The following is a 13,293-nucleotide window of genomic DNA, read 5'->3' on the forward strand; positions in this document are numbered from 1 at the left end:
ATGACCGTAACCCTGCATTTCCATGGCGCGGCGGGCACGGTGACCGGCTCGTGCTATCGCGTGGTGCATCCGCAAGGCCAGTTTCTCGTCGATTGCGGCCTGTTCCAGGGCAACAAGAGCGTCCGTGACCTCAATCTCAAGCCGACGCCGTTTGCCCCCAAGGCCATCGACTTCCTGCTGCTGACGCATGCCCATATCGATCACGCCGGGCTCCTGCCCAAGCTCTATCGCGAGGGCTGGCGCGGGCCGATGTGGATGACCGAACCGACCGCGGGCCTGCTCGAATACATGCTGCCCGACAGCGCCGGCATCCAGGAATCGGAAGCCGAGCGGGAGACCAGGAAGCACAATCGGCGCGGCGATGAGCCAGCCCGGCCCCTCTATACGATGAAAGATGCCACCGAAGCGCTGGCGCACCGCCAGACCTGCCAATATGGCGAGTGGATCACCCCCGGTCCCGGCGTGCGCGCCCGCTACTGGAATGCCGGCCACATCATCGGCTCGGCCTCTATCGAAGTGGAAGTCCGTGACGGCGAAAAAACCATCCGCCTGATGTTCTCGGGCGATATCGGGCCGGACGAAAAGGTCTTCTACAACGAGCCCGAGGGCCCAGCAGGCTTTGACTACATCCTCTGCGAATCCACCTATGGCGGCCGCGAGCGCGACGACTATACCCTCGCGCAGCGCCGCGAGGCGCTCAAGCTGGAGATCAACACTGCTTTGGCGCGGGGCGGCAATCTGGTCATCCCGGCCTTTGCCGTCGAGCGCAGTCAGGAACTGCTGCACGATATCGGTGTGCTCATCAAAGGCGGGGAAATAGACCCCAGGCTGGTCTTCCTCGACAGCCCCCTGGCCTCCAAGGTCACCGGCGTCTATCGCAAATATGCCCGCATGTTCGACGATGTCGAACTGGGCGCCGACGAGCTGTTCAACGATCCGCGCTTCCGCATCATCGAGGCGGTCGAGGATTCCAAGGCGATCAACGCCATCCGCGGCGGCGCCATCATCATGTCGGCCTCGGGCATGGCCGATGCTGGTCGCATCAAGCACCACCTGCGCAACAATCTGATCCGCGCCAATGCCACCGTGCTGTTCGTCGGCTACCAGGCGCCCGGCACATTGGGCCACGTCATCCTGTCCGGAGCGAAAGAGGCCCGCATCCACGGCACGTTGGTGCCCATCCGCGCCACTATCCGCTCCATCGGAAACTACTCCGCCCATGCCGATCATTCCGAGCTGATGGCCTGGATCAAGGAACGCCTGCCGGCACATGGCGCCATTTTCCTCACCCATGGCGAGGACGAGGAGCGCGCCGCTTTGCGCAGCGCCATCATCGATATCGGCATTGGCGGCGACCAGGTGATCTTGCCGCTGCTGGATGACTATTTCGAGCTGACCGCTGCGGGCGTCGGGGCCAAGGCGCGGCCGGCGACGCCGCGCATCGATCCGCTGCAAGTGCATTCGGACTGGCACAATGCCTTCGCCGACTTCACCATCCGCCTGAGCCAGAAGCTGCAATCGGGGTCGGACGGCGAGAAGCTGGCCGTGATGCAGGCCCTGCAAAAGCAGTTGTCGGAACTCGGCGCAGCGCCCTCGCCAGCGCATGTGGCGACGCCGATCACGCCGGTGGAGAGCCGGGGTTTCGACGAGTAGCCCAGGCCTCGGTAGCACACGGCTCAGGGTTGGGCCAACACCGCTTCTCCATCCGGGCTGGGCGAGGGGGTATTGGCCTTCGGTGCCAGCTTTGCTGCCATCAGCCACGTCAATCCCAACAAGGGCAACAGCACGGCAAAGGCCATGCGGATGCCGAAGCCCTGCGCTATGGCGCCGATCAGCACTGGCGCGCCCAGATTGACGAACTGGAAGATCAGCGTGGCCGCCGCGACATTCTGCGAGGCGGGTCGATCGCCCAGTCGCGCCGCCGCCGAGAGCATCAGCGGATAGAGCACGCAGATGCCGATCCCGACGAGGCCGAAGCCGGCCAGCGCCCATGGCGCGCTGGGTGAGAGCACTAGCAGCAGCATGCCGGCTATGGCCACGCTCGACAGCACCCGCGCGACCCGCACCGGCCCGAAACGGTCGATCCAGCGATCAGCCAGCAGCCGGCCCAGTGCCATGGTGACCAGCAGCGCCGGCAGGGCCAGTGACTCGATCCAGGCGGCTATATCGAAACTGTCGCGCAGGAAAATGATGGACCAGGCGCGCGCGGCTCCTTCAGTCAGCCCGGCCCCCAGGCCAAAGGCGACGAGGCCGAGCGTCGCCAGCGTTGGCCAGGCCAGCCGGCGCTTGTTGTCTCCGGCATGCGCGCGTGGTGGCGTCACCGGCATGGGCACAACAACCAGCCAGACCAACGCCGCGATCACCGGTGCCAGCGCCCACAGATGAAAGGATGGTGCGATATCGAAGCCCCGCAGCGCAACGCCCAACAGCGAGGTCACCAGAAAGCCGATGCTCCAGGCACCATGACAGGTGTTCATAATGCGCGTGCCAGAGGCCGCCTCGATGCGGTCCGCCTCCACATTGATGGCAATATTGGTGATGGAAAAGCCGACGCCGTTCAGCGCCAGCAGCAGGAACATGGCCACCGGATTGAGGATGACGGTGACCAGCGCGGCGCTGACCGTCACCAGCGGCATCATCACCAGGATAACCAGCCGCGGGTTGAAGCGCTCGATGATGCGGCTGGAGAACAGGAACATGGCCAGCCCGCCCAGCGGCTGGCCGATCAGCACCAGCCCGAGCTGGGCCTCGCTGAGGCCGATCAGCAGCTGGATATCGGGGATGCGCGTATGGATGGCGCCCAGCGCCAGCGCATGCACGAAGAACAGCGCGATGATGCGCCAGCGGACAATGGGCATGGAACTCACTTCGGACCGGGGTCCATCAAGATGTGGATACGGTCTGCGCCGAGCCGCGCCAGCTTCAGCATGAGCGCCTTGCGGCGCGCTGGGGGCAGGGGAGTGTCCGGGCTGTCGCGCAGGATTGCCCCGTCATGCCCGTCGGCCACGATCAGCCCTTCGCTCTCGGGAAAGATCTCCGCATCCAGCTCGGGCGGCTTGGCAAAGAAGAACTTGTCGGAAAATTCGCGGTATTCCGGCCATTTGCGATCCACCTGGAAATCGATCAGGCTCGACTTGATCTCGACGATCCAGATCTCGCCCTTGGGTCCCACCGCCAGCACGTCGGCACGCCGTCCATTGGCCAGCGGCACTTCGGCATAGCAGGCCATGTCATGCCGCTCGCGCAGCATGCGCATTACCCCGCGTTGCACCCGCAAGGCGGTGGCCGATTGGCGCAGATCGACGATGGGCGGGAGCTCGGGCATGGTTCAGCCGAGCGGCGTGGCCGGCTCGGGCGGCATGCCGGCTGGCGTTGCCAGAGCACGCGTCCCCAGCGCCCGGCTGGCAATCAGCCCTGCGAGGATGACCGGCAGCACCACGAGGTAGGAATTGCGGATGCCCAGATATTCGGCAACGAAACCAAGCAAAGGCGGAGCGAGGAAGAAGACGATGAACGTCACCTGCCCCAAAGCCGCGACATTGACCGCGCTGGGACGATCGGTCCGCTGCGCCGCCGCCGATACCGCCAGCGGATAAACCGCCGAGCAGCCAATGCCCATCAGGGTGAAGCCGGTCAGTGCGACCCAAGGCGCCGGCGCCAGGCCCACGGCGAGGGCCCCCATGGCGGCGAGCGTCAACAGGCCCATGGCCGTCTGGCGCGGTCCAAAGCGCTCGACAATCGGGTCGGCCATCAGCCGCGTCGCCGCCATGAAGCCGGAAAACAACGTCAGTCCCAGCCCGCCGATGAACGGTTCCACGGCAAAGACGTCGCGCATATAGATGGCCGACCAGTCGATGCCGGCGCCTTCGACCAGGAAGGCGGCAATCCCGATCATGCAGAGCGGCAGCAGCCCCCAATGCGGAAAGGCAATGCGTGGCGTCTCGCCCGTATGCATGTTGGGCCGGTGCGGTGCATTGACCATGCCGCTCATCATCCAGATGCCGACGATGAAGACCATGGCCACGGCCAGCAGCATATGCAACTGCGTCGACAGGCCGGCCTGGCGCAGGCTGGCGCCCAGCAGCGCCGTGACGAAAAAGCCCAGGCTCCACGAACCATGTGCCCGGTTCATGTAATTCCGGCCATATTGCGCCTCCAGCCGATCGGTCTCCACGTTGAGATTGATCTCCAGCGCACCGGCCAGCAGGCCGGCCAGGAACAGCCCTGCAAACACCCATTCCGCCGAAGGCAGCCAGGGCAACACGGCATAGATGAAGGCGGTGCCCAGCACGGTGATGAACGCCGTGGCGCGGGCGCCCAGATATTCGATCAGTGGCGCCGAAAAAGTCAGCGAAATCAGCGACCCGATCGACATGCCGATAATGGTCAGGCCCAACTGGCTGTGGGAAATGGCCAGTTGCACCTGCAGGTCCGGCAGGCGCGACAGCAGGGCGCCGAGCGAAAAGGCGAACAAGAAAAAGCACGCATAGATGCGGTATTGCGGGGCAATTTTCATTCAGCGGCTACAGTCTTGGCTTTGCGGCGCGGGCTGAGCGCGTCGGCGAACAGCAGGCCCAGGATCACCAGCGGAATGCCGATGCCGAAGGCCCAGCGAATGCCGAAATGCTCCGCGATATAGCCCAGCAAGGGCGGTCCCAGGAGGAACGACACGAAGGAAATCTGCGCCAGCGCCGCGACGTTGACGGCCGCCGGCCGGTCGGTGCGCTGCGCTGCCGCCGACATGGCGAGGGGGAAAAGGGCACTGGTACCAACCCCGATCAGGGCCAGCCCGACATAGGCCAGCCATTGCAGCGGCGCGAAGAAGACCAGCATCGTACCGATGCCCAGAATGGTCAGCAGGCCCCGCGCCACCACAACCGGGCTCCAGCGCTCGACAAAGCTGTCGGCGAAAAACCGCGTCACCGCCTGCGTCCCGGCGCCCAGCGCCACGGCAAAGCCAGCCCAGAATGGCGCGGCGCTGAAAATGTCGCGCATATAGATGGCCGACCAGTCGATGCCGGCGCCTTCGAGGATCATCGCCGGCAGGCAGACCAGTACCAGCACAATGATGGAGAGAGTGGGCCGGGCAAAGCGCGGTGAAGCCTCGGTACTGCCGCCGGCGCGGTGTTCGGCCGGTTGGAAGCGTCCGAGAAAGATCAGGGTGGCCACGGTGATGACCGGGATCATGATGGCCAGGTGCATTTGCGGCGAGACGCCGGCCTGGGCGACGAAAGAGCCCACCATGCCGGCCGAAAAGAAGCCGAAGCTCCAGAAGGCATGGGCGCGGTTCATGATGCGGCGGCCGATGGCGTGCTCGACCCTGTCGGCCTCGAGGTTGATGATCAGCTCGATGCAGCCAATGGTGATGCCCACCGGCATCAGCAGCAGGAAGAAGGTCAGTGGCGATGGCGCCCAGACGGCGATGGCATAGAGCACCGACAGCAGGGGTAGCGCGGCCAGCAAGGTGCGGCGATAGCCGATGCGCTCGATGATGGGGCCGGCAAAGGTCAGCGAAATCAGCGTGCCCAGGGCAGCGCCGATCAGCGACAGGCCCAGCGCACCTTCGCCGACGCCCATGAAACTCTGGATGGCCGGCAGGCGCGGATAGAGGCTGCCCATGCAAAAGGAATAAATGAAAAACGCCCCAAACACTTTGATCTGGGGCGGCAAATGGATGCCGAACGACATGGCTGAGACTCGCGAAATCAGTACCCCAAACTAGGCGAAAATTCGTTCCCGGGAAATAGCGAGTGCAATCGATTTCGTTCGATTCCTGCAACGTTGCATTTCTGTCGCAGGCGCGGTGTTTAGGGCCGCGGCAGCTCGCCCCGAAATAGTGCCGCATGCCGCTGCATCAGCGTCGCGATGCGCTCGCCCACCGCGCGCACCGAGGGATCGTGGCGCTCCTCGTGGTGGCTCACCAGCCACTGGTCGGTTTCCAGCTCCTTGATGGGCGTGGCGACGCGCACCAGGCGGGGATCACTGTCGCCGACAAAACAGGGAAAGACCGACAGGCCTGCGCCATTGGCCACCAGTTCGCGCACGCTCATGGCGTCGTGGCCGCTGACGGCAATGCGGTCGCCGTGGCGGGCCTGCATCCAGCGCGCCGAATGGGTCTGCCCACCTTCCCCGGCCACGCCGACGAAATAGCCGGCCTTGATGCCATTGATCAGGTTGACGCCCGAATAGATGGCGTAGGCCACCCTGCCGATCAGGCGCCCGGCCAGCCATTGCTCGGTCGGGCGCTGGTTGCGGACGCCCAGATCGGCATGGCGCCGTCCGATATCGACCTTCTGGTTGGCAGTCACCAGTTCAAGGCCGAACCGGTCCTCGACGGTCCAGATCGCCCCGATATGGCCGGCCACGAAGGCCGAGGTCCATGACCCGGCCGACAGGCGCACCACCCGGTCGCCCAATGTGCCTTCCTTCCAGCGCTTGAGCGACAGCATCGCGGCTTCCACATCCTCGGCCCGCGCCAGCAGGTCCTCGCCCGCCGGGGTGAGCCGATAGCCGGTCTGGCTGCGCTGAAACAGCGGCTCGCCCAGCTGTCGCTCCAGCGCCGTGATGCGCCTGCCCAGCGTTGCCGCGCTCAGCCGCGTCGTCGCGGTGGCGGCGCTGAGCCCGCCCAGCCGCGCCACATCGAGAAAGAGCCGCAGATCGTCCCAGCTGAAGTCCACTTTTCATTTCTGCAAAGAGCATTGCGATCTCGACTATAGCGAAAGCGCAGTAAAATGAGCAAGTCTTGCCATGTCGACGCCAACACTGCGTCGCCGCGCAAAGCCGATACCGCCAGACCTGAAAATCGGAAACGCCCTGTTTCCGCGATGGCCCCGCTTTGCCTTGTTGCCAAGGAGAATCCCCATGTTCGAACCTCTGCTCCGCAAATTCGTTGATTGGCGTCTGCGCCGTACCACCATTCGCAAATTGCACAGCCTCGATGACCGGCTGCTAGCCGATCTCGGCACGCAGCGCGACGAGATCGCCCGCTTCGTCGCCAGCATCGACAGCTGCCACTGAACCGCCGCCGCAAGGAGAACAGGCCTATGAAGATCAATACACTCGGCAGCTTCGGCCCCGTCAGTCGCCTGACCCTGGGCGGTGGGGGCATCGGACAGGTCTGGGGCCCGACCTCGGAAGACGACGCGGTGGCCACTTTGCGCCATGCCGTCGACCAGGGCATCGACCTCATCGATGCCGCCCCCGGCTACAAGATCTGCGAAGCCATGATCGGCCGGGCCTTCGAAGGCAAATTGCCGGTTGGCGTCCGGGTCACGACCAAATATTCGCTCGGTACCGTGCCGGCCGCCGAGGTCTATGACCGGTTCCGTACCTCGCTGGAAGCCAGTCTCAAGGCCATGCGGCTCCAACGCGTCGACATGCTGTTGCTGCACAGCGAAATCCGGCCCGATGACTTCGAATATCCCCCGGGCCAGCCGCCCAAAAATGAGCGGTCCACGTCACTGTCGCTCTACCGCGAGGCGGTGCGGCCGGCCTTTGCGCGGCTGGTGCAGGAGGGGCTGATCGGCCATTGGGGCATTACCGGCATCAATCACGCCGCTGCGACCATCGAGGCATTGGCCGACGAGCCTTCCCCCGCCGCCGTGCAGGCCATCGCCAATCTGCTCGACAGTCCGGGCGAGATGAATGGCACCGGCCTCGCGCCACGTCCCCGCGACGTCATCGCCGCTGCCGGGGCAGCAGGCGTCGGCGTCATGGGGGTGCGCGCGGTACAGGCCGGTGCCCTCACCAATGCCATCGATCGCGTGGAAAAATCGCCCACCAGTGCCGATTTCGACCGCGCGGCACCCTATCGCGACCTCTGCCGTGATTGGGGTGAGGACCCGGCCATCATTGCCCATCGCTATGCGCTGGGCATTTCAGGCGTCGATACGCTCGTGCTGGGCGTCAAGAATGTCGCCGAGCTCGACCAGGCCCTGGAGGCCGAACGGCGCGGGCCGCTCGACAGCGCGCAGCTTGCGGCCATCGAGGCGCTGGGCCTGCGCTGAACAAAAAGGGCCGCCCGGCAAGGGCGGCCCATTACGACATCGGGCTGATGCCGCCGGGGGATCAGCTCTGGGCCAGGCAGACCGAGGTGGTGCCGCGATTGCGGAAGCCGAGCTCGGTCGCTGCCGCCTTGCTCAGATCGATGATGCGCTTGCCGTGGAAGGGGCCGCGGTCGTTGATGGTCACCCGCACCTGCTTGCCGGTGCGCTGGTCGGTCACGGTGACCCTGGTGCCGAAGGGAAGGGAACGATGCGCCGCCGTCATGGCGTTCTCGTTGAAGGTTTCTCCCGATGCGGCCGTCTTCCCGTGGAAGCCGGGACCGTACCAGGAGGCGCCGCCGCATTGGGCATAGGCTGCAGTGGAAAAGGTGAGGAGAGCTGCAGCAACTGCGGCGACGGAAACGGCTTTTCTAATCAAGCTAGGAACTCACTTCAGTTAAGGTGAGCCGTTGATTAATGGCGGTGGCGGGCCACAATGTGCCCATACTGGCCATGACAGGCCGCCATGCCCCCTCTGTTGCGCGTATGCCGCAGGAATCCCGTTCCCATTTCTGCCGTGTTGCTGAACATCATTGGCAAGACTGAGGAAATGAATCCAACCTATTGGCAAAAATGACCCGGATGACGCGTCAGAAACGCGCTTTGCCGGATTCATCTTGCGCGCTGTGGCCGCGATGTCACGGTTCCAATGCAACTGACCCAAAACCGGACTTTTGTTCGGGTTCCATCAACAGTTTTGGCCTCCGAGGGGCCTTCCCGCTCCTAATATGGCCAGACTGTGGCGCCGATTCCGGCTTCAAACCGCCAACTCGATCCGCTACGCAGGATGAAAACCGCTGGGGGAATCATGACTGTCGCCGCAACACTGATCCTGGCCGGACGCATCCTGTTCGGTCTGTTCTTCATCATTGCCGCTTTCCGCAACACCATTCACTTCAAGGACCGCATCCCCTCGACCACCAATTATGGCTGGGCCATGCCGCCTGTGCTGGTCGCCGGGGGCTTTGCCATGCAGTGGATTGGCGGGCTCGCGCTGCTGCTCGGTGTCTATCCGGTCATCGGCGCTCTGGTGCTGATCGCCTTCCTGGTGCTGGCGACTGCGGCCTACCACAATCTCTTTCTGTTCGAAGGCAAGGACCGCGACTCCCACCTCTATCTGGTGCTGGTCAACATCACCCTGGTGGGCGGCCTCCTACTGATCATTGCCGACAATCTCTAAAGCACGACATTGATAACGCTTTCCCAAGACGTTGGGGTTCACACTCGCCGCGCTTAGGACGCGGGCCATTGTTTTTTCGATTCACAGACCATTCCGGCGCGCTGCCCGCAATCGCTGCCACGCGACCGGACGAGCATACGGGTATCAAGAAGATCGGGCGCCTGGTGCTGCTTTGCGCCGGCGTTCTGCTGGTTACCGCGGCGCTGCTGATCGGCTCGGCCCTGCAAATCCTGCATACAATCGACCGAGCCGACCTCGACGCCGAACGGCTGCGGGCGGCCAATGCCATCGACGCTATTTCCGATCACAACGGCTCGCTGACCGAAGCCGGCGTTGACCTGCTGGCGCGAACGACCGGCCTGCGTGACGTCCATCTGTCCAGCGAGATAAGCACCGACAGCAGGATACAGCAGATCCCCTTGCTGGCCGGGCTCGGGCCATCAGGCAGCTTTCTCACCTGGACGCGAGCGTCCAGGGCCGACGATCTGTTTCGCGGCTACGCGCCAATCCGCATCCCCATCATCGGCGGCTTGCTGCTGGTCGTATTCCTGCTGCTGGTTAGGTTGCGCGCACTGGTCGCCGATATCGAGCGGCAACGCCGCCTTGCCCATCAACAGTCGCGCAGCGACGTGCTGACGGGCTTGGCCAACCGACTGGCCTTTGAGACGGCACTGGCCGAATTGACCTCCGGCGCGCGCCCCTTCGCGATCATCGCTTTCGATCTCGATGGCTTCAAGAAGATCAATGACAGCTTTGGCCATGCCGCCGGAGACGACGTCCTGCGCACGGTGGCCAGCCGACTTTCGGGCCTGCTTCATTCCGGCGAACTGCTGGCCCGTTTCGGCGGCGACGAATTCGTCCTGCTGACCACCAGCCGGGTGGACACCGTGGCCCTGTCCGAACTGGCCCGCGACTGTATCGCCCTCATCGAGGCGCCAATAGAGTTTCCCGGAATATCCGTCAGCGTGGGCATCAGCCTCGGTATCGTGCTCGCCTCGACGCCGCACAATGTGCCGGCCAGCCTGGTGGCCCAGGCTGATGATGCGCTTTACCGCGCCAAGTCGAGCCAGGGCAGCAGCTTCTGCTTTGCCGGCGATGAACCGGTTCTGCCCCAGTTGCGCGCATCGGCCTAGCCATTCAGTAATGAATGGCCAGTCTGCAAGAACTAGCAAAAGCCAAACATAAATGGCTGAGATAGCTTCCTTCCAATAGAGAAGGGAACCCCAATGTCCAACTCATACGACGCTCCCCGCACAACACCACTGACCGCTCCAGACAACGCCAATGCGCTCCTGCTGCAGCGCCTCGAAGGCGGCGTTATGCTCGCCCTCGGCATTATCGCCTATGCCTGGCTCGGCCAATCATGGGTGGTATTTGCGGTACTGTTCCTGGCGCCCGACCTGGCCATGCTGGCCTATCTGCGCTCCACCGCGACGGGGACGCTGACCTATAATCTGGTGCACACCTATGTCGCGCCGGCCCTGTTGGCCCTGCTGGGTCTTGCCTTTGGCCCTGTGGCCTTTGGCCTCGCCGCCATCTGGACCGCCCACATCGGCGCCGATCGCCTGCTGGGCTATGGCCTCAAGCTCAGTTCCGGTTTCAACCAGACCCATCTGGGTCCGATCGGCAAGGCACGCTGAGCCCACAGCCCCGCCTGACTAGGGCCCGTCAGGCCGGACTGGTCACACGAAAATGGAGATGGGTCGCCAGCCTCGTGTAGCGCGCGCCGGTCGGTTCCAGCGTGACGTTCAGCCCGTCCCACAGGCGTTCGCCCGCACCCAGGATCAGTGGCGCGATCTGTAGATGCAGCGTGTCGACCGCCCCCGCATTGAGATAGTGGCGCAGGGTGCTGACGCCGCCGGCGATGCCGACATTGCCACCGCCCGCCGCGGCGCTGGCCTGGGCTAGCGCCGACTCGGGTCCTTCGGTGACGAAATGTATCGTGGTACCCTCGAGGACGAGCGGCTGTCGCTTATAGTGGGTAAGCACGAAAACCGGCGCCGCGTAAGGCGGTTCGCCACCCCACCAGCCTTTCCAGTCGAGGTCCCATTCCCTGCGACCACCAAACATGTTGCGGCCCATCACATAGGCCTCGTAGGCGCCACCTGCCGCCAGTTCATCCCGGTTGTTGTCGCCATCCTCGAACATCCAGCGATGCAGGTTTTCCGCCTCGCCGTCGCCGAATGGCTTTTCCAGGCGCTGGTTCGGTCCGGTGCCGAAACCGTCGAGCGACAAGGTCATGTGGGCGCCAATACGCTGGGCCATCGCCTGCTCCAATACTTAACTCATAATTTAAGTATGAGGGCGACCCTATCCTATTGTCAAGCGTCTGCTTAACCGTCAGGCCTTGGGTCGCGGCGTCAGTCCGTACAGGAACAGCTGTTCGAGATAGCGCGCCGCATCCTCGAAGCGCCCCTCGCCACCGCGGTCGGGGCCGAGCACCGCCCGCACCTGCACGTCGAAATCGGCATAATGCTGCGTTGTCGCCCAGATCGAGAAGATCAGGTGATAGGGATCGGTCCGCGCCAGCTTGCCCTGGTCCATCCACCCCAGCAGCACCTTGGCCTTCTCGTCGACCAGGTTCCTGAGATCGATCTCGATCATTTCGATGATGCGCGGCGCGCCCTGCAGCATTTCATTGGCAAACAGCCGGCTCTCGCGCGGGTAGTCACGCGCCATTTCCAGCTTGCGCCGGATATAGGAGCGAATTTCGGGGAAAGGGTCCCCATCGGCATTCATTTCCTGCAGCGGCGCCAGCCAGGTTTCCAGCAGCGCCGCCATCAGCCGGCGGTGGATCTCCTCCTTGCGGGGGAAGTAGTAGAGCAGGTTGGGTTTGCTCATCCCCGCCACTTCGGCGATCTGGTCGATGGTGGCGCCGCGGAAGCCATGCACTGAAAACACCTCGAGCGCCGCTTCCAGAATGATGTCCTGCTTTTCGCGCTGAATGCGGGTCAGCGGGCGCGGCTTGGCATGAGGATGCGCCGCCGCCTTGGCGTCAGCCTTGTGCTGGCGCTTCGGTGTGCTGGCAGCTTCGGCACTTTTCACTTTGTTCAGCGGCATTTTCGCCTTGCTAGAAAGTTTGGGAGTGCTAACATTTTTCCAACTGGTCAAAATTCTGGACTTAACGGCCTCACGTCAAGAGCCAAACGACCGACCGGTGCAGAATCAATGGGAGCGCGACTTCGTGTCCAATTCAAATGCCGTGGCGCCGAACGACCTGAGCGCCTTCTGGATGCCCTTTACCGCGAACCGGCAGTTCAAGAAATCCCCGCGCATGTTCGTCGCTGCCAAGGACATGCACTACACCACGTCTGATGGCCGCCAGGTGCTCGACGGTACGGCGGGTCTGTGGTGCGTCAATGCCGGCCATGCCCGCCCCAAAATCGTCGAAGCCATCGCCAAACAGGCGGCCGAGCTCGACTATGCGCCGGCCTTCCAGATGGGCCACCCCAAGGCGTTCGAGCTGGCCAACCGCATTGTCGACATTGCCCCCAAGGGGCTCGACCATGTGCTGTTCACCAATTCCGGGTCGGAGTCGGTCGAGACGGCGCTCAAGGTGGCGCTGGCCTATCACCGGGTGAAGGGCGACGGCGCCCGCTCCCGCCTCATCGGCCGCGAGCGCGGCTATCATGGCGTCAATTTCGGCGGCATCTCGGTGGGCGGCATCGTCACCAACCGCAAGATGTTCGGCACGCTGCTGACCGGCGTCGACCATATGCCCCATACCCATAACCTCAGCAAGAACGCCTTTTCCAAGGGCCTGCCCGCGCATGGGATCGATCTGGCCGATGAGCTCGAACGCATCGTTACCCTGCATGACGCCTCGACCATCGCCGCTGTCATCGTCGAGCCGGTCGCCGGCTCCACCGGCGTGCTGATCCCGCCCGCCGGCTATCTGCAGCGCCTGCGCGACATCACCAAAAAGCACGGCATTCTGCTCATCTTCGACGAAGTCATCACCGGCTTCGGGCGCCTCGGCACACCATTCGGCGCCGACTATTTCGGCGTCACGCCCGACATCATGGTCACCGCCAAGGGCCTGACCAACGGTGTCATCCCCATGGGCGCGGT

General features: G+C 63.8%; 15 protein-coding genes. 7 read left to right on the top strand and 8 right to left on the bottom strand.

Annotated elements, in window-relative coordinates; translation table 11 throughout:
- Complete coding sequence (locus V6M52_RS16235; protein WP_332701824.1) at window positions 1–1,653, top strand: MBL fold metallo-hydrolase; 1,653 nt, start codon at window positions 1–3, stop codon at window positions 1,651–1,653.
- 23 nt (window positions 1,654–1,676) lie between these two features.
- Here the strand turns inward: V6M52_RS16235 and V6M52_RS16240 are convergent, their stop codons facing one another.
- The 5 genes from V6M52_RS16240 to V6M52_RS16260 all read right to left on the bottom strand — a co-directional run bounded on the left by V6M52_RS16240 (window position 1,677) and on the right by V6M52_RS16260 (window position 6,677).
- The gene (locus V6M52_RS16240; RefSeq protein WP_332701826.1) at window positions 1,677–2,858 is read right to left on the bottom strand and encodes an MFS transporter; all 1,182 of its coding nucleotides are present in this window, start codon (window positions 2,856–2,858) and stop codon (window positions 1,677–1,679) included.
- A gap of 5 nt (window positions 2,859–2,863) precedes the next feature.
- Window positions 2,864–3,325 (bottom strand): MmcB family DNA repair protein, encoded by a 462-nt coding sequence (locus V6M52_RS16245; RefSeq protein ID WP_332686977.1) that lies wholly within the window; start codon window positions 3,323–3,325, stop codon window positions 2,864–2,866.
- Between the two features lie 3 nt (window positions 3,326–3,328).
- Window positions 3,329–4,516: an MFS transporter gene (locus V6M52_RS16250; RefSeq protein ID WP_332686975.1), complete on the bottom strand. Its 1,188-nt coding sequence runs from the start codon at window positions 4,514–4,516 to the stop codon at window positions 3,329–3,331.
- Entirely contained in the window at window positions 4,513–5,688 is a 1,176-nt protein-coding gene (locus V6M52_RS16255) for an MFS transporter (protein ID WP_332701828.1), read from the bottom strand. Before V6M52_RS16255 ends, V6M52_RS16250 begins: the two co-directional genes overlap by 4 nt.
- Before the next feature lie 119 nt (window positions 5,689–5,807).
- Window positions 5,808–6,677 carry a LysR family transcriptional regulator gene (locus V6M52_RS16260; protein WP_332686971.1) on the bottom strand — a complete coding sequence of 290 codons (870 nt, stop codon included), beginning with the start codon at window positions 6,675–6,677 and terminating at the stop codon, window positions 5,808–5,810.
- Between the two features lie 184 nt (window positions 6,678–6,861).
- Here V6M52_RS16260 and V6M52_RS16265 point away from each other — a divergent pair, with 184 nt between their 5' ends.
- Entirely contained in the window at window positions 6,862–7,017 is a 156-nt protein-coding gene (locus V6M52_RS16265) for a DUF1127 domain-containing protein (RefSeq protein ID WP_332686969.1), read from the top strand.
- A gap of 26 nt (window positions 7,018–7,043) precedes the next feature.
- Window positions 7,044–8,006 carry an aldo/keto reductase gene (locus tag V6M52_RS16270; RefSeq protein ID WP_332701830.1) on the top strand — a complete coding sequence of 321 codons (963 nt, stop codon included), beginning with the start codon at window positions 7,044–7,046 and terminating at the stop codon, window positions 8,004–8,006.
- 61 nt (window positions 8,007–8,067) lie between these two features.
- Here V6M52_RS16270 and V6M52_RS16275 read toward each other — a convergent pair whose 3' ends face one another.
- Window positions 8,068–8,421 carry a septal ring lytic transglycosylase RlpA family protein gene (locus V6M52_RS16275; protein ID WP_332686965.1) on the bottom strand — a complete coding sequence of 118 codons (354 nt, stop codon included), beginning with the start codon at window positions 8,419–8,421 and terminating at the stop codon, window positions 8,068–8,070.
- A gap of 429 nt (window positions 8,422–8,850) precedes the next feature.
- On the opposite strand from V6M52_RS16275, the gene V6M52_RS16280 reads away from it, so the two are divergent.
- The 3 genes from V6M52_RS16280 to V6M52_RS16290 all read left to right on the top strand — a co-directional run bounded on the left by V6M52_RS16280 (window position 8,851) and on the right by V6M52_RS16290 (window position 10,862).
- Complete coding sequence (locus tag V6M52_RS16280; RefSeq protein WP_332686963.1) at window positions 8,851–9,222, top strand: DoxX family protein; 372 nt, start codon at window positions 8,851–8,853, stop codon at window positions 9,220–9,222.
- A 68-nt stretch (window positions 9,223–9,290) separates the two neighbouring features.
- Window positions 9,291–10,355, top strand: coding sequence for a GGDEF domain-containing protein (locus tag V6M52_RS16285; protein ID WP_332701831.1), 1,065 nt, complete (start codon window positions 9,291–9,293; stop codon window positions 10,353–10,355).
- A gap of 93 nt (window positions 10,356–10,448) precedes the next feature.
- Entirely contained in the window at window positions 10,449–10,862 is a 414-nt protein-coding gene (locus V6M52_RS16290) for a DUF4260 domain-containing protein (protein ID WP_332701832.1), read from the top strand.
- Between the two features lie 28 nt (window positions 10,863–10,890).
- Here V6M52_RS16290 and V6M52_RS16295 read toward each other — a convergent pair whose 3' ends face one another.
- Both V6M52_RS16295 and V6M52_RS16300 read right to left on the bottom strand, forming a co-directional pair.
- Window positions 10,891–11,487 (bottom strand): dihydrofolate reductase family protein, encoded by a 597-nt coding sequence (locus tag V6M52_RS16295; RefSeq protein WP_332701833.1) that lies wholly within the window; start codon window positions 11,485–11,487, stop codon window positions 10,891–10,893.
- A 75-nt stretch (window positions 11,488–11,562) separates the two neighbouring features.
- Window positions 11,563–12,282 carry a TetR family transcriptional regulator C-terminal domain-containing protein gene (locus V6M52_RS16300; protein ID WP_332686955.1) on the bottom strand — a complete coding sequence of 240 codons (720 nt, stop codon included), beginning with the start codon at window positions 12,280–12,282 and terminating at the stop codon, window positions 11,563–11,565.
- Window positions 12,283–12,406: 124 nt separating this feature from the next.
- On the opposite strand from V6M52_RS16300, the gene V6M52_RS16305 reads away from it, so the two are divergent.
- Window positions 12,407–13,293 (top strand): aminotransferase class III-fold pyridoxal phosphate-dependent enzyme (locus tag V6M52_RS16305; protein WP_332701834.1); only part of this gene is annotated, 887 nt, incomplete at its 3' end.

The organism is Devosia sp., from assembly GCF_036676215.1.
In the GTDB taxonomy this organism is placed as follows: domain Bacteria; phylum Pseudomonadota; class Alphaproteobacteria; order Rhizobiales; family Devosiaceae; genus Devosia.

Bases quoted from the DNA above. Each gene is read 5' to 3' on its own strand.
- V6M52_RS16235 (WP_332701824.1), top strand. From the start codon at position 1: ATGACCGTAACCCTGCATTTCCATGGCGCGGCGGGCACGGTGACCGGC.
- V6M52_RS16240 (WP_332701826.1), bottom strand. From the start codon at position 2,858: ATGCCCATTGTCCGCTGGCGCATCATCGCGCTGTTCTTCGTGCATGCG.
- V6M52_RS16245 (WP_332686977.1), bottom strand. From the start codon at position 3,325: ATGCCCGAGCTCCCGCCCATCGTCGATCTGCGCCAATCGGCCACCGCC.
- V6M52_RS16250 (WP_332686975.1), bottom strand. From the start codon at position 4,516: ATGAAAATTGCCCCGCAATACCGCATCTATGCGTGCTTTTTCTTGTTC.
- V6M52_RS16255 (WP_332701828.1), bottom strand. From the start codon at position 5,688: ATGTCGTTCGGCATCCATTTGCCGCCCCAGATCAAAGTGTTTGGGGCG.
- V6M52_RS16265 (WP_332686969.1), top strand. From the start codon at position 6,862: ATGTTCGAACCTCTGCTCCGCAAATTCGTTGATTGGCGTCTGCGCCGT.
- V6M52_RS16270 (WP_332701830.1), top strand. From the start codon at position 7,044: ATGAAGATCAATACACTCGGCAGCTTCGGCCCCGTCAGTCGCCTGACC.
- V6M52_RS16280 (WP_332686963.1), top strand. From the start codon at position 8,851: ATGACTGTCGCCGCAACACTGATCCTGGCCGGACGCATCCTGTTCGGT.
- V6M52_RS16290 (WP_332701832.1), top strand. From the start codon at position 10,449: ATGTCCAACTCATACGACGCTCCCCGCACAACACCACTGACCGCTCCA.
- V6M52_RS16295 (WP_332701833.1), bottom strand. From the start codon at position 11,487: ATGGCCCAGCGTATTGGCGCCCACATGACCTTGTCGCTCGACGGTTTC.
- V6M52_RS16300 (WP_332686955.1), bottom strand. From the start codon at position 12,282: ATGCCGCTGAACAAAGTGAAAAGTGCCGAAGCTGCCAGCACACCGAAG.